Source organism: Nostoc sp. (assembly GCF_036919595.1).
GTDB lineage: Bacteria > Cyanobacteriota > Cyanobacteriia > Cyanobacteriales > Nostocaceae > Nostoc.
Map to the genome: position 1 here is coordinate 130,750 of NZ_JBALCO010000064.1, position 26,855 is coordinate 157,604.

The 26,855-nt window shown below is 42.8% G+C and carries 15 protein-coding genes; 3 read left to right on the plus strand and 12 right to left on the minus strand.

Annotated features, from left to right (window positions below; translation table 11 throughout):
- Positions 1 to 124: 124 nt before the first annotated feature.
- From V7K21_RS08825 to gyrA, 7 genes are all read right to left on the minus strand, one after another.
- Positions 125 to 1,033 (minus strand): DUF928 domain-containing protein, encoded by a 909-nt coding sequence (locus V7K21_RS08825; RefSeq protein WP_335173403.1) that lies wholly within the window; start codon positions 1,031 to 1,033, stop codon positions 125 to 127.
- Between the two features lie 188 nt (positions 1,034 to 1,221).
- On the minus strand, positions 1,222 to 3,768 hold the full coding sequence (locus tag V7K21_RS08830) for a CHAT domain-containing protein (RefSeq protein ID WP_335173405.1): 2,547 nt from the start codon (positions 3,766 to 3,768) through the stop codon (positions 1,222 to 1,224).
- Between the two features lie 150 nt (positions 3,769 to 3,918).
- On the minus strand, positions 3,919 to 6,354 hold the full coding sequence (locus V7K21_RS08835) for an S-layer family protein (protein WP_335173407.1): 2,436 nt from the start codon (positions 6,352 to 6,354) through the stop codon (positions 3,919 to 3,921).
- 70 nt (positions 6,355 to 6,424) lie between these two features.
- Positions 6,425 to 8,902, minus strand: coding sequence for an S-layer family protein (locus V7K21_RS08840; RefSeq protein ID WP_335173409.1), 2,478 nt, complete (start codon positions 8,900 to 8,902; stop codon positions 6,425 to 6,427).
- A gap of 132 nt (positions 8,903 to 9,034) precedes the next feature.
- Positions 9,035 to 10,789: a ShlB/FhaC/HecB family hemolysin secretion/activation protein gene (locus V7K21_RS08845; protein ID WP_335173411.1), complete on the minus strand. Its 1,755-nt coding sequence runs from the start codon at positions 10,787 to 10,789 to the stop codon at positions 9,035 to 9,037.
- An 853-nt stretch (positions 10,790 to 11,642) separates the two neighbouring features.
- A complete protein-coding gene (gene lnt, locus V7K21_RS08850; protein WP_335173413.1) occupies positions 11,643 to 13,319 on the minus strand; it encodes an apolipoprotein N-acyltransferase in 1,677 nt (558 codons plus the stop codon).
- Positions 13,300 to 15,906, minus strand: coding sequence for a DNA topoisomerase (ATP-hydrolyzing) subunit A (gene gyrA, locus V7K21_RS08855; RefSeq protein WP_335173415.1), 2,607 nt, complete (start codon positions 15,904 to 15,906; stop codon positions 13,300 to 13,302). The genes lnt and gyrA overlap by 20 nt, the downstream gene beginning before the upstream one ends.
- A gap of 346 nt (positions 15,907 to 16,252) precedes the next feature.
- Here gyrA and V7K21_RS08860 point away from each other — a divergent pair, with 346 nt between their 5' ends.
- Positions 16,253 to 16,465, plus strand: a complete 213-nt coding sequence (locus tag V7K21_RS08860; protein ID WP_335173417.1) for a hypothetical protein — start codon at positions 16,253 to 16,255, stop codon at positions 16,463 to 16,465.
- Between the two features lie 358 nt (positions 16,466 to 16,823).
- Positions 16,824 to 17,480: a tRNA (guanosine(46)-N7)-methyltransferase TrmB gene (trmB, locus tag V7K21_RS08865; protein ID WP_335173419.1), complete on the plus strand. Its 657-nt coding sequence runs from the start codon at positions 16,824 to 16,826 to the stop codon at positions 17,478 to 17,480.
- 1,019 nt (positions 17,481 to 18,499) lie between these two features.
- Here trmB and V7K21_RS08870 read toward each other — a convergent pair.
- The 3 genes from V7K21_RS08870 to ppsA all read right to left on the minus strand — a co-directional run bounded on the left by V7K21_RS08870 (position 18,500) and on the right by ppsA (position 24,474).
- The gene (locus V7K21_RS08870) at positions 18,500 to 20,008 is read right to left on the minus strand and encodes a dolichyl-phosphate-mannose--protein mannosyltransferase (protein ID WP_335173421.1); all 1,509 of its coding nucleotides are present in this window, start codon (positions 20,006 to 20,008) and stop codon (positions 18,500 to 18,502) included.
- Between the two features lie 179 nt (positions 20,009 to 20,187).
- The gene (locus tag V7K21_RS08875; RefSeq protein WP_335173423.1) at positions 20,188 to 21,930 is read right to left on the minus strand and encodes an ABC transporter ATP-binding protein/permease; all 1,743 of its coding nucleotides are present in this window, start codon (positions 21,928 to 21,930) and stop codon (positions 20,188 to 20,190) included.
- Positions 21,931 to 21,978: 48 nt separating this feature from the next.
- The gene (gene ppsA / locus V7K21_RS08880) at positions 21,979 to 24,474 is read right to left on the minus strand and encodes a phosphoenolpyruvate synthase (protein ID WP_335173424.1); all 2,496 of its coding nucleotides are present in this window, start codon (positions 24,472 to 24,474) and stop codon (positions 21,979 to 21,981) included.
- A 190-nt stretch (positions 24,475 to 24,664) separates the two neighbouring features.
- On the opposite strand from ppsA, the gene V7K21_RS08885 reads away from it, so the two are divergent.
- On the plus strand, positions 24,665 to 25,069 hold the full coding sequence (locus V7K21_RS08885) for a hypothetical protein (protein WP_335173436.1): 405 nt from the start codon (positions 24,665 to 24,667) through the stop codon (positions 25,067 to 25,069).
- 196 nt (positions 25,070 to 25,265) lie between these two features.
- Here V7K21_RS08885 and V7K21_RS08890 read toward each other — a convergent pair whose 3' ends face one another.
- The gene (locus V7K21_RS08890) at positions 25,266 to 25,544 is read right to left on the minus strand and encodes a hypothetical protein (RefSeq protein WP_335173426.1); all 279 of its coding nucleotides are present in this window, start codon (positions 25,542 to 25,544) and stop codon (positions 25,266 to 25,268) included.
- A 213-nt stretch (positions 25,545 to 25,757) separates the two neighbouring features.
- Entirely contained in the window at positions 25,758 to 26,498 is a 741-nt protein-coding gene (locus V7K21_RS08895; protein WP_335173428.1) for a hypothetical protein, read from the minus strand.
- Positions 26,499 to 26,855 lie beyond the last annotated feature (357 nt).

The window sequence follows — 26,855 nt, forward strand, 5'->3', positions numbered from 1 at the left end:
TATAGTGCTTTTCGTTAATACAGTTTGACCTCTCTCCTTTTAGGAGAGAGGAATGGAATTTACTCCCCTTCCCTTATAGGGAAGGGGTGGGGGTTAGGTCTGTATCCGACTCAATTGAGAAGTGCTATATTAGCGGTGCTGTTACAATCTCCTTCAAACTAACTGAGGAAAGAAGTTCTTCCCATTGCTTGGAGAGAGTTGCATCGGTAGGTTGGGCGGTGTGCAGTGCAGCAAGTGTTGCCACACAGTCATACCAAACCCCATTTTTACCCAAACCAGTCGCCCGCTTCAGCGCATCCTCTTGTTGCATTGTGGTTGCCAGATCAGCACTGGGCTGGATTCGCTCAATCCAACCATCAACGTAAGGCGTACTTGGACTGAGTTGCCCATCCAGTTTGAGTGCTAGGAACCATTGGTAGTTTTTGCCAACGGTTAAAGCGGGTGCATCAGCTGGTAATTTGATTGCAATCACCCCAGTTTTCCCTACAACTGAAATGTTCATCTGATGCTGCATGTTGCCAGCTTCATCCTTGAGGCTGAACACAGCTTCTTGGGCATTGGAAGCAGGGAGATACACCAGAATTGTGGGACGTTCAGACACTGTTGTGCCATAGAAGCTTTGGGGCAGAAGTGCGATTAGCGCTGTTGGGCCTTTTGCTTCTACAGTCGATGGATTCAAGTAGTAAGTACCAGTGCGAGAAGCTCCCCCAGTCGCTTGCCTGGGCACACCCTTCCCGGAGGCAGGGGTAAATATACTACCGCGAGAAGCTCCCCCAGTCGCTTGTCTGGGCACACCTTTCCCAGCGGCAGGGGTAAATATACTACCGCGAGAAGCTCCCCCGGTCGCTTGGCTGGGCGCACCCTTGCCAGAAGCAGGGGTAAACATATTACCGCGAGAAGCTCCCCCAGTCGCTTGGCTAGGAGCGCTATTTTTTGCAGGTGGGGTAAATGTCACAGCACTAGCGCTAGTCCAGGCACTGCTAGCAATTAGAGCGATAACGCTCAATATACTAGCTAAATATCGACGTTTCATAATGTCATACCTCAATTGCTTGAGAAGTGATACAAAATACATTAATTGCGACTGTGGGAAGTAACTTATAGAATATCTCTAATTACGGTAATAATGGGATAATATCTCATAAAATATAGACTACTTGGTAATAAAAATATGTAAAAAACGCATTATAATATCTTATTTAATTACGTATTGTTACTTACTTAAAGCCAGTTTCCAACTAAAACGAAAGCAGACCAAAAAAACGGATCATGGAAATCAGTTTGTTGAATCATGTTTATTTGTGCCTGCCGTAGTGCTTCGGCTTTAGTGATTTTGGGTTGTCGCAGTTGCTCATAGAAGTGAGTCATGAGCATCGCAGCTGCCTTATCTTTAACTGGCCATAGAGTGGCGATGGTTGAGCGGGCCCCAGATTTGACAGCCAAACCTGCCAGTCCAAGGACGGCGCGATCGTCCCCTGCTGCTGTGTCACAGGCACTCAGTACCAGCAACTCGATTGCTTTTGATGGATCACCATCCCGATTTTTCAGGAGTTCGGACAACTCTTTGACGTTGACTTGTCCATTCCAGGTGAGCAAGAAAGTATCTTCGAGGCGGGAGCTAAACTGTCCGTGGGTTGCTAGGTGGACAATACCAGCATTACTGGATTTCACGCGTTGAGCGAGGGCTTGACTTGTGAATTTCTGGTTCAGCAATATAAAGGACGACACCGCTTTTGAGATTTGTTTAACTTCTGATTCCACAGCAGGCAAAGCATTAAAACCAGCACGAGATTCGCTAATACCACCCACGATCGCATTTATTTTGTTTTGCTTTAGCGATCGCGTAGCCATAAGTTGCAATCCTGGTGAGAGTGCGACTGCATACTTCTCGATTAGATATTGTTTACCGTCATATAAGGCAGCCATTGGAATGTTACGCAACTGGCCATCCAAAACAAACACTAATGTCTTGGTATCTTTGAATCCTTGATTGATTTGGGCTGGACGAATCAGCCAATCATAAATCTGCTGGGATAATCGATTTCGGTCTTTGGAATCTGAGACAGGATTGAGAGCAACTAAAAAATTGCCCAGAGTCTGCTCAATTTCAGCTTGAGATTTAGAAGTGACATAGTAATCGAGCGGTTGTCCAGCTTTGGAGAGAATCACCGCTAAACGATCGGGCAGGATGATTGGATAAATTACGGTTGCAGTGGGATCAACCTGATCAATTTGCTGAGTTTTATCTAAACAGGCTTCCCGGAAAAAGTTATCGAGTTCTGCAATTTGGAGTGCCTCAATTAATCCACGGGCTTGCACCAATGCAGCTTGGCTCGGTTGATTATCTAAAAGTAAACCGACTAGTTCTCGGTAAACAGGCTCTACACTTTCGCGGAAAGAAAACTGAACATCGGGGTTGATGGCAACCAAATCCCCTCGCAGTGACTTTAAGGCTTTAACGGCTTCGGTATAGGCACTAATTGCTTTTGAGCGATCGCCCTGTTGTTTATCCAACTGTCCCATCTGCCAAGCAGATTGAGCAATTATATCATTAGCTTGGAGTTGACGGGCAATATCGAGGGATTTCTGAGCTAACTCCTGTGCTTGTGATAACTGCTGTGTACGGCGATAGAGTTTTCCCCACTGATGCAGTGCATAAGCTTCTGCTTGAGCATCTTGGATTTGCTGTGCAGACTTGACTGTGACTGCCATGAGTTGCGCCAGGTCTTTCAGGGGTATGATTTGGTCAGGAGTTGAGCGCCGATTCAGGGTGGCAACAAAATTGATGGCTGCGTAGAGGGAGGTGTGACTGGGGGGCAGTTCCTTAAGTTGTTGTAGTAGTTGAGGTGCCAATGGGGTAGCAAACTCAGGCTTGTCGTAGTCGAGGAAAAGTTTGAAACGAGCTAAACGTGCTTGCAAGCCATCGCTTGGATTGGTGGCTAGCTGTTCTGCTTGTTCAAAGTAATCTAATGCCGCCTCTGGATCTTGCAAGTCAACGGCAGTTGTTCCTAGACTCAGCAGGATAGAACTCAAGTAGGGTTTGGCTGCAATTTTATGAGCGATCGCTAAACTTTGCTCCAACACCTGTTGATTTGTTCCATCGCCAATCATTTGTAGGGCTAAACCAAGCGATCGTAACCCACTGATTTTGATTTCCGAATCTGGCATTGCTAAGAGCTTTTGAGTCAGCGTCTCCAACTGCACTTTAGAACGGCGATAAAATCCCAAACTTTGTAAAGCTTGTGCCTGGTTAATTTGACTCCCCAAGCTGCCCATTTTGTCACCTGCCTGCTCATAATATTTTTGAGCTTGCTGCCAACTTTCGAGGGCAGTTTCGGCTTTGCCATTGTGCAATTGCAGATTTGCCTGGGTATTGAGTGCTTGTGCCCAGAGAATTGCATCAGCAGAGGGAATAGAGGTTTGTAATAGTTTCAGACTTTGCTCAATAGATTGACTGGCTGCTTCCCACTGATTAAGTTCCTGTTGTGTTAGTGAGAGGTAACTTAAACTTAGAGCTTCGTTAAGGCGATCGCCTTGGGTATGGTACTGTTGTGCTGCCGTTTGCCAAATTGTCATTGCTTCTGTAAAACGTCCTGAACGGTAGAGGTTCCGTCCCTGTTCTAGCCAATTAGTAGGCTGGGAAGAAGAAAGAACTGTGGTTGTTACTGGTAAAGATGCTTTTACAGGTGTAATTATAAATGCTAAACACAAACTTAAAATACTGAGGCTGACATATAGCCAATGAGTTTGTTTAATTCGGAAAGCCATAAGTAATTACTAAGATTCATAACAGCTTTTGAAAAATCAGTCACAGCACAAGTGCTTAAAGAATGAGTAAACTTATATTGCCCAACTTATAACTTGGATCTATTAGACATCTCCAAAAAGGAAATATACATTATCCAACGTCGGGACTGATTAGTTTGACACCGCAGCACACGTTAAAGATGGTTCTACATGCGCTGATTGAGCCGCAATTAACTCAATTTTCCCCTGTGCATTCCGTCGCCAAGAAGTAGCTTGAACGAGAACCTTAGGAGATTGGGGTATTTGTGCTTGTACATTCTGGGTTTTGCGGTATGCAGAGATGTCGCGGATATCAGACCAAGTGCGATCGCTCGTCACTTGCTGAAGAGGATTTTGCGGCACACCACCCCGTCCTGTTGCCACAAAGCTACTGCCTTCACTACCCGCGCAGCCTGTGGCAATTTGTTGAGATGGATCAATTACATTTGCTGGCAATTCGACTAAGCCAGAATTTGGATCAATGCCAATGGTATTGACTTGAACCGTGCCGCTAACCCCAAATTGGGAACTAGCAGTGATGTCATTCTCTGATGTCACTTGGGGACGAAACTTCAGTCCGAAAAGCCCTTGTGTGCTGATTTGAATATTACCCCCCCTACCTTTCACCGCATTAGCAATAATGTCGCTGTTTTCTAATCCGGCGATAATAGGTGCATTGATATTGATATTACCTCCATTACCGTTACCGCCTGCTGTAGCACTAATATTGCTGCGATCGCGTATTAGCAACAACTTACCAACTTGTAAGTCGATGTTGCCACCATTACCAGATTCTGTCTGTGCTTGGATTGAGCCTTGATTTTTTAATTGGATGCGATCTGCGGTGATGTTGAGATTGCCAGCATTTCCACTACCTTGGCTGGTAACGCTCACAATACCGCCATCCTTGAGTGTCAAATTTGGTGTGGTAATACTAACACTACCTGCATTTCCCATCAGTACATCCTGTAAGCCAAATAACTTAAGTAGTTGTGGACTTGAACGGATGACAGATGAACCGAGGCTACTGGAAGTGTTAGGACTGACACTACTAATTGTGATCGCCTCTTTAGCATTAATGCTGACATTTCCTCCATTGCCAGTATAAAATACTAATGAACCAACTGCTCCTCCATCTAAGATTTGTAACTTCCCAGTATCTAAGATCAAATCTTTTGTATTTCCGCTCGCAAAGCTACTGATACTAATGTTACTAGAAATTTCAAAAGGGGTTTTCCCCATAACTGTGGTATTTTGATTGCGAATTGTCACTTTACCACTAGAGCCACTGCCATATGTATATGAAGTCAATAAAGCTCCACCAGATATTACCAATCTATCCCCATTAATAGAGATATCACCTGCTGACCCAGTACCGTATGTGCCAGTGACAATGTTTGTCGCAATCGGCTTCAGGGGTGAGAAGCCGGACATCTCTATTGCAGCCGCTTCAATCTGAATGTTGCCACTGTCAGCTACTCCGTATGTTGAGTTCTGTATCCCTGAACCCTGTTGTAGTGTCAACCGGGGAGTGATGATATTTATATTCCCACCAGTTCCGGTACTGAAGGTATCAGTGCGAATCCCACCCGGAATTGTGGTAGAGGATGTTCCACCAATGATATCAATGGCTTCTGATGCTTGAAAACGAATGTCTCCACCAGCAAGATTTCCATAATTCTGCGCTAAAACTAACGAACCATCGCTCAAGCGAATATTTCGCCCTTGAAGCTGAACTGAACCCGCATTTACCCCACTGACATCTAATAGTGACTTTTGTGCTAGTTGAATGTCACTAAAGCTTTGCCCGTTGCCATACTCCAATTTATATCCCTGAGTGGTTGGCACTAAACTAACTAATCCTGCACCTCCCAGGCTACCTAATTCTATATGCCCTGTTTCAGCAGTCAGGGTAGCGCCATTCAGATTCAGATTACCACCCACCAACGCCAAAGTTTTTCCCGCCTGTACTTGCAATCTTGTTGGGCTAGGATTGCGAATCGTAGGAATAATATCGCTCTCAATATCTAAATGCCCTGTACCTTGGACTTGTATCGCTGAAGGATTATTACCTAGTTGCAGTCCAATGGGAACATTGATACTTAATAATGCGTTATGGAGATTAATGGCGCTAAATTCACTTCCATCAGCAAATTTGATGCTATTAGCTGTCGTTGCAATCAATGAACCGCCTATATTTAATTGGGCATTAGCACCAAAAATGATTCCATTAGGGTTGAGTAAAAAAAGATTGGCGCTACCGTTGGCTGTAATTAAACCATCAATGTGGGAAATACTGCCCCCAGTCACACGACTAAAAATATTTTGCACATCTGCGGCATTGTTGAAGAATGCAGAACCATTGCTAGGAATAGAGAATTGGCTGAAGCTGTGAAACAGGTTGTTGCCGACACGACTGCCGTTGGTAATGGTGAAGTTATTGCCGCTTTGGGATACTGTGCTGTTAAGAGTTCCATCGGTAATTACTTGAGCATTTGCACAACTATTCCAAATCCCATATATTAAGATTCCCCCGATCAGACCGAACTTAGCAAAAATTACTTTCATCACCCCGCCTCCATTTTGAGCTATGTAGTTAGGTTTCCCAAAATGAAATTGTTGCTAACCTTATTTATAGTTAACTCTTAGCTGAAGCAGCACAGGTTAATGATTGCTGCACGTAGGTAGGAAATGGAGCCGCTATTAATTCAATTTTGCCATCAGCGTTACGGTACCAAGAAGTGGCTTCAACGAGAACCTTTGGTGATACATGCGTTTGGGGAGTGACATTGCCAGTTTTTCGGTAAGCAGATAAATCTCGCACATCGTCCCAGGTGCGATCGCTCGTTATTTGCTGATTGGGATTTTGCGGCATCCCACCTCGTCCTGTTGCCACAAAGCGACTGCCTTGGTTTGTAGAACAACCAGTGGCTATTTGCTGCGCTGGATTAGTTATATTCGCTGGCAGTTGGACTAAACCGGAATTTGGATCGACACCAATGGTATTGACTTGCACATTACCATTTACACCCAACTGTGAACTTGCAGTAATATCATTGTCTGGTGTGAGTTGGTCACTAAATTTCAGACCAAAGATACCTTGGGTAGTGATTTGAATATTACCACCACGACCTCGCACTGCATTAGCAACAATATCGCTGTTTTTTAATCCGAGAATAATCGGTGCATTGATGTTGATATTGCCCCCATTACCGTTACCACCAGCTGTTGAGGTAATCAGGCTATTGTCTCGTAGAAACAACAGGTTTCTGGTTTGTAAGGTAATATTGCCACCATTGCCGGATTCTGTTTGGGCTTGAATAAACCCTTTATTCTTTAATTGGATAGTATCTGCATTGATGTTAATATTGCCACCATTTCCACTGCCTTGACTGGTGACACTGACTGTCCCACCATCCGTCAGTGTTAAGTTCGGTGTGGTAATGCTCACAGTACCTGCATTAGCTGTTAGCATATCTTGCAAACTGAATCGCTGCCGCAATGACGGATCGAGTCGGATGCTGGACGCATTAATGCTGCTATTATTTGTCTGACCTTGACCACTGATTGCGATCGATTCGGTAGCGTTGATGTTCAAATCTCCCCCATTACCTGCAAAAAATGCGGTGGCGGCAACTACTCCCCCATCCAGAATTTGCAATTTGGCAGTATCTAGTGTCAAGGTTTTGGTATTTCCGGTTGCAAATGTAATTGAGCTAATGTTGCTGTAAACTCCAGAGGGGCTTTCTCCAGTCACGGTGGTGTTGGTGTTGCGAATCGTCACTTTACCGCCAGAGCCACTGCCAAAGGTAGCCGAAGACAGTGAGGCACCGTTTGACACCAGTAGACTATTACCATTGACAAAAACATTACCAGCGTTCCCAGTGCCTAGCGTGGTAGTGTTAATGTTGGAAGCAACACCGGGATTAATGGGTGAGAAGCCAGATATATCAATCGCCATTGCATCGATCTGGATATTGCCACTGGGACCCACTCCGAATGTTAGGTTATTTAATGCCGCTCCCTGCTTGAGGGTCAGCCTGGGAGTAATGACGCTAATGTTCCCACTAGCTCCAATGCCAAAGGCTTCATTATGCACCCCGCCTTTAATCTTAGCATCGGGTGTTGTACCAATCAGATCAATTGCCTCCGTAGCCTGAAAGCGAATGTCACCACCAGGGAGATTGCCGAAATTCTGCGCCAGCACCAGAGAGCCATCGGTGAATTGAATTTGCTGACCCTGAACTTGCACAGAACCTGCATTCACTCCGCTGATATCTAATAGCGATCGCCCTGCCAGATGAATATCGCCAAAGCGTTGCACATTTCCATACCCCAACGTATAGCCCTGTGCGGTTGACATCAAGCTGACCAGCCCTGCGCTACCCACACTGCCCAATTCTACTCGCCCTTGTTCGGCTCTCAGAGTTGCCCCATTCAAATCTAGGTTCCCACCCACCAAGGCTAGGGTTTTTCCAGGCTGTACCGATAGTTCTGTAGAACTGGGAATCCGAGTGATGGGAAGCAGAGCCGATGCATCGGTCGTAGTCAAGGAGTATCCTGTACCTTGAACCGTTATTGGTGCAGGATTGCTGCCCAATTGCAGACCAACAGGAACATTGATACTTAACAACGGTGCGGCTTGAGAACTAATTGCGCTAAATTCACTTCCATCAGCAAATTTAATACTGTTAGCAGTAGTGCCAATAAACGATCCGCCAATATTCAATTGAGCATTGACACCGAAAATAATCCCACTGGGATTGAGCAGAAACAGGCTGACAGGATTACTGCTGTTAATTGTTTGAATTACGCCGTCAATGTGGGAAATACTACCCCCAGTTACACGACTGAAAATGGTGGAGATATTGGGCGTGTTGATTAAATTAAAAGTGGCTGAACCACCGTTGGGCACGGAAAACTCACGAAAGCTGTGAAACAGATTACTACCTACGGCACTACCGTTAGTGATGGTGAAGTTATTACCACTTTGGGAGACGGTGGTGTTGAGGGTGGCGTCGGGAGTCACCTGGGCATTGGCAAAGCCGCTCCAGAGGAGCATCCCAGCTGTCAATATTCCATTTACCAAACCCAAAGCAACAGAGGTCGTTTGCATTGTCCAATTTCTATTTATACTCAATAATTAGGGTTCCCTAAATTGCTCTTAACATTCACCGAAACAGTGCCGAGCAATGAGTGCTTCTTCAGGACGATAACTCTCTCAGCACTATTGAAGTAGCTTGTTGGATTAAAACGGTGAATAACCTATTGAGAAGTACAGCCCATTTTCCTGGAGCGATCGCTTTTCACCTTCGACTGATGTCAGAGGAATGCCCCAATCCAGACGGGCTGAGAAATTATTGCCCTGTGTCCACAACAGCCCTAACCCGGTACCAACCAACAGACTTGGCGATGGATTTTCGCCCTTGACATTCCAGCCTTTGCCTATGTCAATGAAGGGTGTCAGTTGCAGCACTCCGCCAATCTTGGAAGCACGAACAATGGGCAAACGGAATTCAGCCGACAACAACATGCCATTATCTGTAATTAATGAGTCTTGGCGATAGCCCCGTACATTTAGCTGTCCACCGAGGCCAAATTGCTCCAAGGGCACTAAGGAATCTGCTGCTAGTTGGAAATCGCCCCTAGCTAAAAATAGCGTGTCCGGTGCTAACTGTCGCACCCACTGCGCCTGTCCCCGCCAAGCGAAAAAGCGGCTATCTGGTTCATCCTGACTGACATTCGCATCGAACCAATCTACGCCAAAGCTAAATTGCGATCGCGCAGCAAATACATACTGGTTACTTCGTTGGGTATATTCTTGAAAAAAGCGCAGGGCAGAAATATTGGTTTTTCCGTTCGCATCCGCACCGGGTGACAGTTTATATGGCCCAATGTTATCAATACCTAACTCAGTTTGGCTTTCCTGACGTGAGAATGACACCCCGATCGCCAACTCTTGGGTTGGCTTTTGCACCAATGGTTGGCGATAGCCCAATTCGTAAGATCGGGTGTTTGACTGAATATCAAGGACGCTAAATGGTTTTTCAATAACGCGGTTCCATCCCTGGTTAAAACCAAAGAAGACAGTGCCATTGCGGGCATTAATCGGCAGTGTGTAATTGAGATTGATTGTATTACTGCCATCGGTGTTGGCGTATCCGACGCTGAGGGTGTCGCCCAAGCCCAGTAAATTGGCTTCTTGCAAATCTATTCCCCGACGAAAACTGCCCACACTCGGCGATCGCCCATTATCTAGGGTTGTTGTCAGCTTAAAGGTATCGGCTTCTTCAACCTCGACAAGCAATACATTAGTTCCCGGATGCACACCTGTTTGCAACTCGGCTGACAAGTTTTGAATCTGCGGATCGAGGCGGAGTAGTTGTAGTTTTTCTAGTAAGTGCGGCACGTTCAAGGGTGTTTTGGCACCAAGTAGGATGCGATCGCGAATGTATTGGGTACGCAATCGCTTATTGCCGATAATCTTGATTTCTTGCAGACTACCTTCGATCACCTGAATTTTGATCACTCCAGCTTCTACTGTCTGCGGTACAATCAACGCCCCCGTGGTTATATAGCCATGATCAACATAGAGTTTCGTGATCGCATCTTTGACTTGCAACAGCTCGATAAATGTCAGTTGCCGCCCAACAAAAGGAGCTGTGATAGCAGTCAACTGTTCTGGTTTGAAAACTGTACTGCCAACTACTTCAATGCGATTAACCTGAAATCTGGCATTAGGATCATCCTGTCCCGAAATTGGTTGCTCTGGTAGTTTTGGAGGAGGAAGTAATTGATTATTATCTGATGGCTGCGGCAATAGATCCGACCGTAAGGGTCTAACAGGAACATCTTCCAACCGATACATCTGAGGATCAGAAGTTTGGGCAATCGCATCCTGATAGTTGCATAATACTCCTGCTAGAACAAACGTCAGAGATTTTAGCCTAACGAGAAAATTTAGAGATGTGTTTAGTGTTTGTGTAGGTCTGATGATAGCCATGCCTTATCCATCTTTTATTCATTTCTTGCATTTGAAAAAGTGAATGTCAACTTTATAACTACATATAAAACAAGTGAATACCAGTTTTTAACCATGTGGCAAGTAAAAATAAATTTTTACCAATATAGTAGGAATACGGCAAATATTGACAGTCTATATCCTGCCTTCTCCACTTCATAAAACACAATTCTAAATGAAGGGTGTGCTTATTACTACTTAATATTAACACGTATAAAATACTTATTAATCTAGATAGTTTTAGTTCAATAATATCTAGATTACGTTAAATAAGAAGTAATTAGCAGTTAATTTACTTAAAACGAAAGTAAAATAATAAACTATATAATCAATAAAAATAATAAAAGTAACAGTAGTTATTCAATCAATAAAGTTAAAATTAGCACTAAATATTATTAAAAGACACATATAATTGTTTAAATGAGTTAATATTACTTTGTGACGCTTTAAGATAAGATTATTTGTGTCATAAATATTTATACTGAGACAAAAGTTAAGAATGAGTATTTAAATGTAATTTGTACTGACCTTATTTAGTAAGAATAAATAATGCTTTTTAATATAATGCGTAGAGCAAAGATAAATGTGAGCAGTGATTGTCTCCGTAAATACCTGGATAAAAATTTGTCGTTTGCCCTTGGCGTCTCCCATAGAGAAGAGGGATGAAATGAGCAACCGTACAGAAAATTATGCTAATGCTGAAACACTTACTACACAGGCAATCTTAGGGTGAGACTCTACTGGATACCTGTCTACTTTGGCTACTTTTGACTTTCCCAACAGCATCAATTGTTCATTTGACCGTAAATGCAACTTAGCATGACCTAGTTAATTACTAATTACTTATTTTATTTGAATCGCTAAATTGAGTTACCAGCCAAGCTCCTCCAGAGCATATCAACAACAAAGGTGTTAACCAATCATCCCAACGCACATATAAAGTTTGTGTCTGTCGGCGATAAATTGTATCAGCATGAGTTTCGTAGGTATTATATCCAGATATCCACAAGGTTCTGCCGTGAGGATCTACAAAGGCTGAATATCCTGTATTAGTTGCTCGTGCTGACCATCTATCAGTTTCAATTGCCCGCATGATATCCTGTGCATGGTGCTGAAATGGCATGGATGCAGTGTAATGGGCATCGTTAGAAGAACTGAGGATAAATTGCCCACCCGCAGCAGCTTGACGGCGAAATTGTTCAGCAAAAGCAGATTCATAACATATACTAGCGATCGCCCGACCGAAAGGAGTATCAAATATCTGATTTGCTGAACCCGGAACTTGATGTGCATCCAAAGGCGATAAGCGTTGGATTATCCCGCCTAAAATTCCTTCAAAGGGAATATATTCTCCCAAAGGTACTAGTTTGGCTTTATCGTAGCGGCTGACAATTTCACCCTTACTGTTGAAAGTAAACAAGCTAATTGTATAACTGTCTCCCCGCTCGCCAAAAGCCCCAATCCAAGCAACTACCCCTTTTTTCTTCACTGCTGCAACTAAGGCAGTTTCCATCAAGTTGCGCTGGAAAATAGGTAAGGCTCCTTCTGGGGTGAGGACTGCATCTACACCTTGGTCTGCTAAAGTTAGATATCCACTGGTGTAATTTTCTTGGGCGCGACGAAACCCTTCAGAACTTCGTAAAAGTCGGTTCGGGATATTACCCTGAACAATCCCTACTTTCAAGGCTGCTTCTGGGGGTTGGACGATGGGACGACTATATAAGATAAAACCAATCAGGTGTAAGGTAATTAATAGTCCTGTGGCGATAACCCAGTATTTATTAACCAACCGCAGAGGCGCAGAGAAGCCAGTGCGTTGGGCGGGTTCCCCGACTTGTTCGCGCAGCGTCTCCGACAGGAGAAGCAACTGGCGTGACACAGAGGAAATTCTCTCTGCACCCTTTGCGCCTTGGCGGTTCGTCCATCCTTCAGCAATTAAGCCATTCACAGCAACTATTGCTGCTGTCACAGTATTAGGCCCTGAGAGTTGGCCCAGATGTAAAATCACGAGATTGTGCGGACTTTGGGTGTAAGCAAGGGAACTCCACCACAGAGGGCCAGCACTCCATAGACTTTCTAAGCCGCACCAGACGGCTGTACCAATTAATATACGTAGCCACGATTTTTGTCCACCTAGGCGAACCATTACAGCCGCCCAAATAGCAACGAATACCCCTCCCAATACACTGATAAATCCCCAACAAAAAAGGGTAATTGCCAAACTTGGCAACCAAGGAACACCCAACCATGTCATTGGATGAATTCCCGTAATCCAAAATAAGGCGACACCGTGATAACCGATACCCCAGAGAAAAGCCGGGGGGAATTGGTTTTTGGCTTTGGCTGAAGTTACAACTATCACCCATAATGGGACTAGGGCAATCCAAGCCAATAACCATGCACCTACAGGGGCTACGGTTAGCCCCATTAAAATGCCACTGGCTAAGGCAATCAAGTAAGGGAGTGAGGCGGTTAACCTCTCCCCCTGCTTTTTATTCTGCTTCTTCTGCATCGACAGCATCAGGTGGAACTATTGCCACTCCGGTAATGGCATCATCTTCGTCTAAACGCTGTACTCTGACTCCAGTTGCCGATCGCGATTGGATAGAAATTGCATTTACCGCTTGCCGGATGATAATACCGCGATTTGTCACCATCATGATTTCATCATCATCATTGTTGACAATGCGTAGGGTTGCCAACTTGTCTTTAGTTTTGCGGTTTTTGAATTTGGTTGCCATTAAACCTTGACCAGCACGGTTTTGCAGACGGAATTGGGCAACTGGTACGCGTTTACCATATCCTCCCATTGTAATTACCAATACCCAAGGGCCAACAATGCCACTGCTAGGCACTTCTGCGGACTCTTCATTAGTTTCGGTAATTTCGATATCTTCTGTTTCGATTGCTTCGATATCTTCTGTTTCCGCTTCTGTAACTATATCCAAAGTTTCAAGAATTGCTGCGGGCAGAATATCCATACCCACCAGTTCATCTTTATTTTTGAGTTTCATGGCTTTCACCCCACGAGTCGCCCTACTTAAAGGACGCAGTTGTTCGTGGTTGCACCGGAAGTTAATCGCCATCCCATTACGAGAACCAATGATTATACTATCCTCAACTCTGGCGCGTCGCACCCAGCGGAGTTGGTCGCCTTCTTCTAAGGAAATAGCAATCAAACCATTGGCGCGAATGTGACTAAAGGCTGCCAATTCAGTTTTCTTGATATTGCCGCCCTTAGTGAGCATGACTAAATATTCATCATTGCTAAACTCGTCAACTGGTACAATCGAGGTAATTTTTTCCTCTTTGGGAATGGGTAGCATTTGGACAATTGGTGTCCCGCGACTGGTACGCGAACTCGCTGGAATTTGATACGCTCTCAGGCAGTAAACAACACCACGTTCACTAAAGAATAAAATACTATCGTGATCGCAGCAAGTCAAGAAATGCTCAATGGTATCATCATCTTTCACCTTGGCTGCGGCTTTACCTCTGGTAGCACGGCTTTGCGCTTCAAAGGTGTTAACTGGCATTCGTTTGATGTAACCTTGCTCTGTTACCAGAATTATTGCTTTTTCATTGGCAATTAGATCGCGATCATCTAATTCTCCTTCCCCTGGTAAAATCACCGTGCGGCGGGGTGTGGCGAAGCTAGTTTTCAGTTGCCCAACTTCAGTTTCGATGATTTCCAGCACTCTCTCCCGGCGGGCCAAAATATCTTGTAAATCGGTAATTTTCGCTTGTAATTCCTCGTGTTCCAGACGAATTTTGTCTGCTTCTAAGGCAGTCAACCGCCGTAATTGCATCTGCAAAATCGCATCTGCTTGCACTTCCGAAAGTCCGTAAGTTGTGATCAACTCACCTTTGGCTGTGGGCGCATCGGGGGCATGGCGAATCAAGACAATAATTGGATCTAACTGGGACAGGGCAATCAATAACCCTTGGAGGAGATGATCGCGTTCTTCGGCTTTCCGCAGTTCGTAACGGGTGCGTCTGGCAATGGATTCGATGCGGAAATCCAAAAAGACGCTTAAGAACTGCTTGAGGGTGAGTACCTGGGGTTCGCTATTCACCAACGCCAGCATATTCGCCCCAAAGTTGGCTTGCAGTGGCGTTTGCTTGTAGAGGTTGTTCAGAACGACGCGGGGATAAGCATCACGCTTGAGTTCGATCACAATTCGCATCCCGTCGCGATCGCTTTCATCCCGAATATCTGCAATGCCCTCTAGACGCTTTTCGTTCACCATTTCGGCGATCTTTTCAATCAGCGCCGCTTTGTTGGTTTGATAGGGCAATTCGGTGATGATAATTGCTTCTCTATCTGGCCGTCCCCGTTGTTCAACGGTTTCAATGTTAGCGACACCACGCATGGTAATGGAACCACGCCCTGTAGTATAAGCTTCTCGAATGGCAGATGTTCCTAAAATTTGTGCCCCAGTCGGAAAGTCTGGGCCGTGGACATACTGCATTAATTCGATGTCAGTGATTTCTGGATTGTGGATGACAGCCACTAAAGCATCAATCAATTCGCCCAAATTGTGCGGCGGAATGTTAGTGGCCATGCCCACGGCAATTCCAGAGGAACCGTTGAGCAACAACTGGGGAATCCGCGCCGGTAGCACTGTTGGTTCTTGCTGGGAACCGTCGAAGTTATCGGCGAAGTCTACGGTTTCATACTCGATGTCGTGCAGTAGACCGGCGCTAGTTAAAGCTTGCAAACGGCATTCTGTGTATCGCATTGCCGCCGGCGGATCGTTGTCTACCGAACCAAAGTTACCATGTCCGTTAACTAAGGGCGATCGCATGGAAAAATCCTGCGCCATCCGCACCAAGGCATCATATACTGCTGTGTCGCCGTGGGGGTGATATTTACCCAACACTTCCCCCACCACACGGGCGCATTTCTTAAACGGGCGATCATGGAGCAGACCTAGCTCGTGCATTGCGTAGAGAATGCGACGATGCACAGGTTTTAGACCATCCCTGGCATCTGGCAGCGCCCGACCCACTATCACGCTCATGGCGTATTCCAGATAAGACTGCGACATTTCGTTTCGCAAGTCTGTCGGGATAATCCTCTCCTGTGAGGTTGTCATAACCTAAAAATCTCCAAAAATCGTAGATTTTAGCTTTTTTATTCAATCAAGCGCAAAATTATTCTAAATTGCTCTTGAATAATTGCCATAATTTGATACAATCCTAGCATATATAATGCCTTTTTTTTCCTGAATAACTAACCCAAATATATAGTTAAAAAAGGGTATAATAAATTACAGTAAAAAGGCTATTAGCTAGTTAAAGAGAGGAATGAACTAAAAGTTTGCTTAGTGCAAATTTACTTAACTTGAAATATGACGGGGTAAATTTAAGAGAACAATCTAAATTGGCTTTATTAAGCTCTCACTTTTATAACCGTTATTTACCAAAAATTATGAGGATTTAATGACTTTCCAACAACTAGAAATAGGTGACTACTTTCGGATACCTGGTATGAGTGACCGTTGCGTATATAGAAAGGCTAACAGTTCACATTGCAGCCTAAACGCTTTATTACAGCCAATCCGAGCAGAAACAAAAGTTACACCGCTTACTTTTGCAGAGATTACTAACTATTTTGCACTCAAGCAAGAATTCCTTCAAAGTCTCAAGCGATAAAGGTTTTACGTTTTCCTTAACACTCAAGCAGAAATTGGCTTTTTTTTTCGATGAGGCGATGCCCACGGTGGTCACTGACTTGTACTGAGCGCAGTCGTAAAGCCTGCGGCATAGCTACGCTTAGGGCGCAGCCTCTCCAAGAGTTGTAGCTTGTCGTACCCCTGCGGGGATCTTATTAACAAGAGCGTCTCTAAGAGTTGTGCGGCAAGCTACGCTTCCTGATTGAGTACAATTTCAAACGTTTGTGAGAGTTTATCGATCGAAAAGGAGTTTTACGATTAGTACATTTTGTTAACAAACCCAACTGATGGCTCACGCCCGATACCACAGGATATTTTAACGTAAAGGAGAGCAAATTTTGGCAGCAGTCCGAGTCCGCCAGCATGTTAATCCACTTGGTAAAAAGTATCAAACACCAGCAAGTCCCCTTGACTGGGAAAAAATTTATGCAAAGCCAAATCAACCACTACATTTAGATATTGGCTGCGCTAAAGGACAGTTTTTGATGAATATGGCCAAGATAGAACCAAACTGGAATTATCTCGGCTTAGAAATTCGGGAACCGCTAGTGGGGGAGGCGAATAAATTGCGTTTTGAGTTAGGTTTAACAAATCTGCATTACTTGTTTTGTAATGTAAATAATTCACTGCACTCACTTTTATCTTCCCTCCCTCCAGGAAGTTTACAACGCGTTACAATTCAATTCCCCGATCCTTGGTTTAAAACCCGCCATGCTAAACGTCGTGTAGTCCAACCAGAACTAGTGGCAGACTTAGCTAATTATCTTGCGGTTGGTTCGGTTGTATTTCTGCAATCAGATATGGAATTTGTCGCTGTAGAAATGCGCGATCGCTTTGCAGCTCACCCAGCTTATCAGAAAGTGGGTACAGGAGAATGGCTAGCCCAAAACCCGCTCCCAGTCCCCACAGAACGGGAAACAAGCGTCCTATCGCGGGGTGAACCTGTTTATCGGGCTTTATTTGTCAGGCGAGAAATTGTGAATGAGGAGTACTAACAGGGCGATGATGTAGCACTACAAACGCCAAGTTTGACTTGGTTTTGTAGAGATTGCATGATGGAGACAGAAGGCACAAATGCAAACAACATTAACTTTCTGTATCTTTTTATTACTAACCCATGTTAGTTATCGAGATTTGCTTGTCGTTAGACATTGCCTATCAGCCAGCAAATAGCAAACTTTTAGTGACATAAATGTTTTAATTAATAGTAAAAATTTCTTAAAATATTTAATTTTAATTGGTGTAGCAAAGTTTATATCGGACTCATATTTTATTTGGGAAATACACGTAGGGTGCTGTACTCTCGGCGATAACACAACGCCAGTCTGCTCAAGTCGGGAAACCCGCCTACACGGCTAGCTTCCCTACATATATTTAGATTTTTTCACACAATAAAATCGGATTGCTATAGTTTGAGTAGCTATTACATACCCTCACAGAAAATAGGAATAAAAAAATAATTTTTATTTCTAGTAACAAAAAAGTTACATTTATGTCTTAATTAGAGTGCAGATAAATTTGTTTTTACCAACGTATTAGAGGGTGTTGACATTATCAAAGACTTCAAGGCTGTTGAAGGTGATAAAATCCAGATTTCTCAAGCAGGGTTTAGTGCTACTTCCATCAGCGACTTCAGTTATGATCCCCTAAATGGTTCTCTGTTCTTTCAAGATTCTAGATTCGCCATCATTGAAAATAAGCCTATTGGTTTCCAAGCTAATCTAGACATTCAACTGGTTTAAAAACTAATAGCACTAAAATAAAGTATTTGGTGTAACTTTTAGAAAGATTCTGTAGGGGAGGGATTAGATGGCAATTAAGCAATATTTTTTGCCAATTTAGCCAGAACTGAATCATTTTCTTTACTCCTTCAGCTTACCCAGTTTCCCCTCCCCTCCTTTTCGTCCAGTCAAAGCTCTTCGGAGAAAAACTTTTTAGTTTACTGTTAATCTTATCGCGGGAAGGGAATACGAGTTAGGAGTTATTATTCTTCCTATGCCTTATGCCCCTTTAACTAAATCCAAGAATTGAACCACATCCGTAGCTTATAACCGTTAGGGGAGAGAGGTAAACCCAAATAAACGGGCATCCAGAAAATAAAAGCAACCAGAATGATAAAAGTAATGGTGACACCTACCGCCCGGAGTTGTTGATAATAACTGCGAAGACACTGATCAACAAACCAAGCGATCGCTAAAAATACAAATACTACTGCACACATATAGTGGTAAATAAAAACGCACCTCGTCACCTTCACCCAAGGTAATAAGTTAGCAGCATAATTTATAACTAAATATAAGGCAATCCAAGTATCAACACTAAGAGTTGCAGGCACAGAAAAACGCTTTTCCTTCACCCAAAAAATCACTAATTGTGACACCAGCATCCCTACTAAAAACAACATAGCAGCGACACCAAACCACCATAAAAATGGATTGCCCATTGCATGGACATCATAAATGACTTGTCCAGCACCGGCAGGTAAAGGTGGCCCCATTACAGGTAATGGTTCGGTGATCCTTTCAGCCGTTTGATAATAATATGCCATTGGTCGAGTCATCAAAGGCCATTTGTACCAGGCAGCACAGTAAGGATGCACGTTAGGACTATTGCCACCTAAATGTAAGTGAAACTTCAAAATTTGCTGATGTACTGCAAAAAATCCATATGTTTTATCTAGTTGAAGGTGGGGAATCCAAATAATACTGTAGATAAAAGCTGGGATAATTCCTAGATAAAATAGCATCTGGAAAAGATTTAGCTGAGTCAAGTTTTGTAATGGTGTTTGAAATGAGGGAGAATAAGTACTAACTTCTGCTTCCTGACTCCTGCTTTCTACCTCCTTCAATGAGGGGGATGTAAAAAATAGTTTGGAGTTAGGAAAAGAATGCATTCCCCGAATTACCCAAGCTGCTATCCAAATAAGATAAGCACCTGACAGAAACCATAAACCATTCCATTTAGTACCGACTGACGCACCAAAAGTAATACCAGCAAAAACTAACCAAAATGAACGTCGCCGATTTTGGTTATCTAATGCCAATAATAAAAACCAGTGCCCTAACAAACCAAAGATGACGATATAAATATTACTTAAAGCGTAGCGAGACTCAACTAGAAAGATACCATCACAAGCAGTGAACAAACCTGCTAGGATTGCAAAGCTACGACGATAACTCAATTGATAAGCGATCGCAGCCACAACTAAAGGGATAAATGAGCCTGTGAGGGCATTTAACCACCGATAAGTCCAAGGCGATCGCATTGAACCTGTCAGCCCATTGACAGTATCGTGCCAAAAAGGAATGTGACTGCCAATCAAAATGCCGATGCCGATCATATATTGACTCAGCGGCGGATGGGCATTAAAAAATGGCGTATGCGTGAGATAATTATTACCGAATTTTGCAAAGTAAACTTCATCAAACACCAGAGTGTTGAATCTCTCCAGTCCCCAAAATCGTAAGGCAACTGAGAGAATAAATATACTCACCATGCCAATTCGGAACCACTTTTTATTCATTAGTCAAAAGTCAACAATTAATAATTTTACCCTACTCCCCCTGCTTCTCTTCTCTCATAGGTAGTTTTTTGAGATTAGGCTATTAATTAGACAGAAATCATATCACTCCTGCTGGTTTTATTAGTAATAACTAGCAACCATTCTAATGACGAGAGATGATTAATAGAAGGCTTTGAGCATTAGTTAAAGGCATTGAGGTTGACAATATATTCCTCAGTGGGTATCAACTGCCAGTTAGAATTGCCATCTAGCTCTAATACGTACTCATGGTACTGTAATAAGCTAGGGCGGTGTCCGACGCTGATTAATGTAGTTTGTTTAGCTTTGAGTTGTTGATAAAGGTTCTTTTCATTAGCAAGATCCAGCGCACTTGTAGCTTCATCTAGGATGACATAACTTGGTGTATTCAGCAGAAGTCGCGCAAAAGCAAGCCGCTGTTGCTCTCCCAATGAGAGTACATTTGCCCAATCTAGCTCTATGTCAAAACCTCCAAGTCGTTCTGGTAAATCTGCTAAGTTTACCTGTGCTAAGACATGGCACATCTTGGTTTTACTGATATCACTATTGGTGTTGGGATACAGCAACTGACTTCGCAAAGAACCCAATACCATATATGGACGTTGCGGTAAAAACATCATTTCCGAAAGCGGAGGACGAATAATTTCACCAGTACCCGCATTCCATAATCCAGCGATCGCTCTTAATAAAGAACTCTTACCACTACCACTGTTACCGACAATTACCAAACCCTCTCCCGGCTGCAAGCTGAATGGTAAATCCCTAACTAAGGTGCGTTGATAGTTGGGAGTCAGTAAGGTGACATGACGTAATGCTAGCTGCGAATCTTCTGTCACGTCGATAGTTGTCATTTCTGGGGGCTTTGGGGATGGCTTTTCCAAGGCATCAGCTAGGCCACCCATCCGCTCAACTCCTGCTGCAAAAGCTGTCAGACTTTCAAACTGGCTGACTACAACAGATAAGGCGCTGAAAATTTGTTGGAAGGCGATCGCTGTTTGAGTGAATGTCCCAAATTCAGTTTTGCCTGCAAAGTAGATAGGTGCGATTACCAGGTAGGGTAGGGCTGCAACAAAGTAACTATAGCTTTGAGTAAAGAAACCTAAATTTCGCTGCCAGCTAATCAATAAATCAAAGTTGCGGATTGCTCGCAGTAAACGATCTTTTAGCTGAACTGTCTCCTCTGTTTCACCTTGGTAAAAAGCGATGGATTCTGCATTATCACGAACATGAACCAGACTATAACGAAAGTCAGCCTCTCGTTTAAGCTGATTGAAGTTAATTCCAATTAATCGTTGACCAACCCAGGCAGTGATAATCGTCCCAACAATTGCATATGTCACAAGAGCAATTGATAAAGAAACTGAGATGGATAATAAAACTCCAGTGAATGAAATTAAAGTGACAATTGATGTCAGAATCAGCAGTGAAAACGACAGGCTAGTGCGGGTAAATGCCCTGATGTCTTCAGAAATTCGTTGGTCTGGGTTATCAATTTTATCATTAAAATTAATCCGATAATAAGCACGGTTTTGGAAATATTTATCCAAAAAATGATTTGTTAACCACTCCCGCCATTGTAATCCCAACTTGTCTTGGAGATAGCCAAACATTACAATTATCGGAGTTGCAATCACTAAAAGTCCAGCATAAATAGCGATGAATTTCCAAAAGTTTGTCGCATCTCGACTTTGAGGAAAATTTGCCAATGAAGTATTAATATTTCGGAAAATAAAGCTAATACTGACATTAATGGCATTTACCGCTAATGCCAGCACTAGCAATAGTAGTAGTAGTCCTCTAGCTTTCCACTTTTGCTCAGAAAACCAGTAAGGTTTAGCAACTTTCACAAATTGCTGCCATAGCTGAGGATCGAATTGTTTCCGCTTAGTGGTCGTTGTACTCATTGCGAATAACGGGGGAAGTTTTCACTCTTTATAGAAGTATACTGGCGATTAAACTGACTCAACACCCTCGACTTTTGCCACTTCCAGCATTGTCTTTAAAACCGAATCTGGATTCAGACTGATTGAGTTAATTCCTTGTTCAACCAAAAACTGAGCAAATTCTGGGTAATCACTGGGTGCTTGCCCACAAATGCCGATTTTGCAGTTATATTTTTTTGCAGCTTTTATAGCCATTTTCACCATTTGCTTGACAGCAGGACTGCGTTCATCAAACAACCTCGCTACTAACGCTGAATCCCTGTCTATCCCCAGTGTTAGCTGAGTTAAATCATTGGAACCAATCGAGAAGCCATCAAATACCTCAGCAAAGTCCTCAGCCAGAATAACATTACTGGGCAGCTCACACATCACATAAACCTGCAAGTCGTTAACACCCTGCTTTAAACCATTTTTTGCCATCTCTGCCAAAACCAAACGCCCTTCATCGGGAGTACGACAAAAGGGAATCATCGGGATAACATTCGTCAAACCCATTTCTTCCCTTACCCGCTTGATGGCATGACATTCTAGGGCAAAAGCTTCCCTGTAACCTTGATCATAGTAACGTGCCGCCCCCCGCCAACCCAGCATTGGGTTTTCTTCGTGGGGTTCAAACTGCCGCCCACCTAACAAATTGGCATATTCATTACTTTTGAAATCTGAGGTTCGGACAATCACTGGTTTTGGATAAAATGCCGCCGCAATTCTACCTATACCTTGGGCTAATTTATCTACAAAATACTGGGGTTTTTCGTCGTAAAGTGCAGTAATTTCAGCAATTTTAGCTTTGACAAATTCATCTTTTAATAAGTCATAGTGAATTAACGCCATTGGATGAATTTGGATTTGGTTCGCAATGATAAATTCTGTCCGCGCTAAACCTACTCCATCGTTGGGAATTGCCGATAAACTCAATGCTTCTTGAGGATTACCAACATTCATTAAAATTTGAGTTTGGGTGCGGGGTAAGTTTTCTAAAGGGACTTCTTCAACTTCAAAAGGTAATAAGCCTGGATAGACTTTTCCTTCTTCCCCTTCAGCGCAAGAAATTGTTACCTCTTGACCAGGTTTCAAAATTTCTGTAGCATTGCCGCATCCCACGATCGCAGGTACACCCAATTCTCGCGCAATGATCGCTGCATGACATGTACGGCCACCAGAATTGGTGACAATTGCACTGGCGCGTTTCATAATCGGTTCCCAATCAGGATCAGTTCTTTCTGTTACCAAAACTTCCCCAGGTTTGAACTGTTCGAGTTTCTGAACATCTAAAATTAGGCGTGCTTTTCCTTGACTAATTGCTTCCCCAATCGCCCGTCCGGTAATTAGAGGAATTGGGGATTGGGAATCAGGTAGAGAAGATTTTTCCCCATTCCCTATTCCCCATTCCCTATCCCCCAATACCAATCGATAACTCTGCAACACATTTCCCATCTTCTGTGACTGGACAGTTTCGGGACGTGCTTGCACAATAAAAAGTTGGTTAGTAATTCCATCTTTTGCCCACTCGATATCCATTGGAGTGAAAATGCCGTGGACTTGGGAATAATGGTCTTCAATTAAACATGCCCAATTTGCTAGTTGTAAAATCTCTTGATCACTCAAAGCGAATTTGCCTCTTTCGCTGGACGAAACAGAAACATTTTTCGTAAATTTTGAGCCGTCATCATAAATCATTTTCAGTTCTTTACTGCCCAATTTTTTATCGATAATTGGGCGAAAACCAGCTTTTAAAGTTGGTTTAAAAACATAATATTCATCAGGATTTACAGACCCTTGAACAACATTTTCCCCTAAACCGTAGGCGGCTGTAATCAGCGCAGCATCCTTAAAACCGGTTTCCGTGTCAATGGAGAACATCACCCCAGAGGTTGCTAAGTCAGAGCGCACCATTTTTTGCACACCTACAGCTAGAGCAATGCTAAAGTGGTCAAATCCCTTGGTGTGGCGATAAGAAATGGCGCGATCAGTAAATAGAGAAGCAAAGCATTTATGACAAGCTGCTAAAACTCCTTCAGCACCAACGACGTTGAGGTAAGTTTCCTGTTGTCCAGCAAAACTAGCATCGGGTAGATCCTCAGCGGTGGCGCTGGAACGGACTGCAACATCTGTCTCTGCGTTGTATCGTTCACCCAGACTCTGATAAGCTTTAGCGATCGCCTCTCGCAATTCTACAGGAAATGGGGTATGGATTAATAGCGATCGCGCTTTTTTTCCCCGTTCTCGTAAATTTTTGACATCCTCAACATCTAAGTCAGCAAAGAGTTGGCGTAACTTTGCTTCTAACCCCGCTGATTGGATGAAATGACGATAAGCATAAGCAGTTGTGGCGAATCCAGTGGGAACGTTAATACCTTTGGGCGTTAGCTGTTGAATCATTTCCCCCAGTGAGGCATTTTTACCACCAACTACAGGGATATCAGCAATGCCAACTTCATCAAACCACAGAATCAGCGATCGCTCTTTTGCAGATAGAGATAAAGTGGTTTTAGATACATTAGCCATAAATATTACCTTTTAAGTTTATACTCAAGTTGATCAGTGCGTAATCACTAGTATATTTTTCCTATCTTCAATTTTAGATTTTGCAGCCAGCGAGGTGGTTTTGGATTGTGCAATTAAATTGCAAACTATAGTCTAGAAATAACAATTATTCGAGATAATGGCTATATCTGAATACCTGAAGCAATACACAATGGTGCAACTAGAACGACTGCTGAAAATGGCAGAAGATGAGCTAACTGAGTACAGCACTGATGCCCGTAAAATTGAAAAACTACGCCGAAAAATAGGTTTAACAGTATCAGCAGCAGAACAGCAGCAAGTCAAAGAGGCATTACTTGCTACTATGAAATCTAATATAATTACCCAAATTGTCGAAGAACAAAGACAAGCAGCAGCATTACCATTTTGGGGAATTGCTGGATTGGGTTTGTTACTGGGAATTTCTTTAAATCAACCCATAGGCTTGTTAGCATCTGTAGTTGGGACTGTATTAGCTTACAGAATTCAGAAATGGGGTTGGAAATTGCAGGCAACTCGTTTATTGTTACAAACCTTAGAGGATATCGAAATGCGTATTGCCCAACCCAATAAGTAACAAAACAGATGCACTTTCTAGATAAATTATCTGTATATACTTAAAGTCTAATATATATACCAAAAAATCAACTGATTGACACCTCGTAAGTACTTAACAATCCCTTTGGGATCACCATAGCAAAAAAATTAGATATTGGATTTGAGATCAGGTATTTATTTAGATGGTTTGCCCAAGAGGGGATTTGAGAGCAAACTCACAGAAACTTTCCCATATTTTCGCCAAATGTATTTGGCAGATTGTCCTTGTGGCGTTGTTCCTTGGCAAACACCTGAAATGAACAGGAACTTCTCGCCTCTAAATCATCCAAACTAGGCTGGATACTCGCAAAAACTTCTTCCGAGTCTTGCAACTCCCACTCCAGAATACAAGTTAGCACTTCAACAGCAACAACACTTATATTTTGCCCCTCGTGTGCAGCTTTTTCATAAAGTTGTGCTTCTACTTCTGGACTAAGAGAAATGAGGATAGACATAGACTCGGTTTTTTTGCTATCAAGCCTCTGGGCGTCATTCTAACAAATCCCAAGGAATAAAGCCTAACTGCCTAACTCAGAAAGCTCATCTTTTACAGCTTCAATAAAGTATTTTTTCAACGAAGAGTAGGATTTTTGGTTTTGCTTGTTTTTAAATTGAGTATTTTACTTGGCATCTCCCAAAAACTTTTCGATTTGTAGAAATTATTATCTTTATCGCCTCCTGACAGCAATTGTGTAATTAGGTAGATGTGAGGCATCTGTTTGAGTTTTCACAAGTCGCCAGTCATTATCTATATATAAATTCTCAAACACTTGAGAAGTTGCTAATGATGTCTTTTGAAATTCACTAGCATGATTTATCTCTATATTTTCTAATTTGACAGCTTTAGGCAAAGCCAGTTTTGATGCATTCAGTTTTACTTTAGTGTTAACTACATTAGTAAACCAGCTGTAAACTGATTCTAAAGTTAGAGGAATTTCTCTATTTTTAAAAGCCTGAAATCTATCAATGTTTTGAAGACACCATTTACCATTTTGAACTCCATATTTTTGGATTACCATGAAATCATAAGCTGGTAAATTTGATTCAAAATTCTGGGATAAAGACGACTCTTTTCCCAGTATATAGCGAGCTATACTAGCACAGTAACCATCACGCTGGAAAATTTGGAAGGACTGCTCTTGTATTCTTTTTGGTAAACTTTCATGAAACGATATGGTGGACCAGATTGGTGTCCAAACACCCACTAAAAGCCGTAATTGCTCTGTTACACTGAAAACAGGATTATGTTGGCTCAACTTTATAAAATAGGGAAGTAATTCAGTTTTGTAAAATTTCATTTCGGCATTTAAAGTTTCTGGCTTTCGCTCTTGAACTCGTGCCAAAATTTCATTTTTAACTTTTAGTGTTTTTGTAACACTTAATTGATTTTTTTGTAAGAGTTCGAGCATTATAATTTACCTTTTTCTCATTTTTTAGATGACTTGGTAAGAATTAAAAACTGGTGAGTTTAGTGCTTATCAAGGTATCATGCATCCCTTTATCCTGTAAAAGGTACAGCCTTTTAGCTCCTCCTTTTAACAGTTCTTTGGTGTTTATGTGCTTGATACTATCTATTTTTACTAATAAAATGGTGTGATCCCGATCACTGTAAACTAAAATATATTCAAGAAGTATTTAGAAATTAGAGTATTGCATACATAGATATATAGCAGCTTAGCTCGACTTTATCCATTTTTCCCTATGGGTCATCACAAATGTAGGCGATCGCTAAAAGATGTGAGTTTTGCTGCATACATAGCATTTAA

What these genes read in the sequence shown, in the direction of transcription:
- V7K21_RS08825 (WP_335173403.1), bottom strand. Translation starts at nt 1,033, where the DNA reads ATGAAACGTCGATATTTAGCTAGTATATTGAGCGTTATCGCTCTAATT.
- V7K21_RS08830 (WP_335173405.1), bottom strand. Translation starts at nt 3,768, where the DNA reads ATGGCTTTCCGAATTAAACAAACTCATTGGCTATATGTCAGCCTCAGT.
- V7K21_RS08835 (WP_335173407.1), bottom strand. Translation starts at nt 6,354, where the DNA reads ATGAAAGTAATTTTTGCTAAGTTCGGTCTGATCGGGGGAATCTTAATA.
- V7K21_RS08840 (WP_335173409.1), bottom strand. Translation starts at nt 8,902, where the DNA reads ATGCAAACGACCTCTGTTGCTTTGGGTTTGGTAAATGGAATATTGACA.
- V7K21_RS08845 (WP_335173411.1), bottom strand. Translation starts at nt 10,789, where the DNA reads ATGGCTATCATCAGACCTACACAAACACTAAACACATCTCTAAATTTT.
- lnt (WP_335173413.1), bottom strand. Translation starts at nt 13,319, where the DNA reads ATGCAGAAGAAGCAGAATAAAAAGCAGGGGGAGAGGTTAACCGCCTCA.
- gyrA (WP_335173415.1), bottom strand. Translation starts at nt 15,906, where the DNA reads ATGACAACCTCACAGGAGAGGATTATCCCGACAGACTTGCGAAACGAA.
- V7K21_RS08860 (WP_335173417.1), top strand. Translation starts at nt 16,253, where the DNA reads ATGACTTTCCAACAACTAGAAATAGGTGACTACTTTCGGATACCTGGT.
- V7K21_RS08870 (WP_335173421.1), bottom strand. Translation starts at nt 20,008, where the DNA reads ATGAATAAAAAGTGGTTCCGAATTGGCATGGTGAGTATATTTATTCTC.
- V7K21_RS08875 (WP_335173423.1), bottom strand. Translation starts at nt 21,930, where the DNA reads ATGAGTACAACGACCACTAAGCGGAAACAATTCGATCCTCAGCTATGG.
- ppsA (WP_335173424.1), bottom strand. Translation starts at nt 24,474, where the DNA reads ATGGCTAATGTATCTAAAACCACTTTATCTCTATCTGCAAAAGAGCGA.
- V7K21_RS08885 (WP_335173436.1), top strand. Translation starts at nt 24,665, where the DNA reads ATGGTGCAACTAGAACGACTGCTGAAAATGGCAGAAGATGAGCTAACT.
- V7K21_RS08890 (WP_335173426.1), bottom strand. Translation starts at nt 25,544, where the DNA reads ATGTCTATCCTCATTTCTCTTAGTCCAGAAGTAGAAGCACAACTTTAT.
- V7K21_RS08895 (WP_335173428.1), bottom strand. Translation starts at nt 26,498, where the DNA reads ATGCTCGAACTCTTACAAAAAAATCAATTAAGTGTTACAAAAACACTA.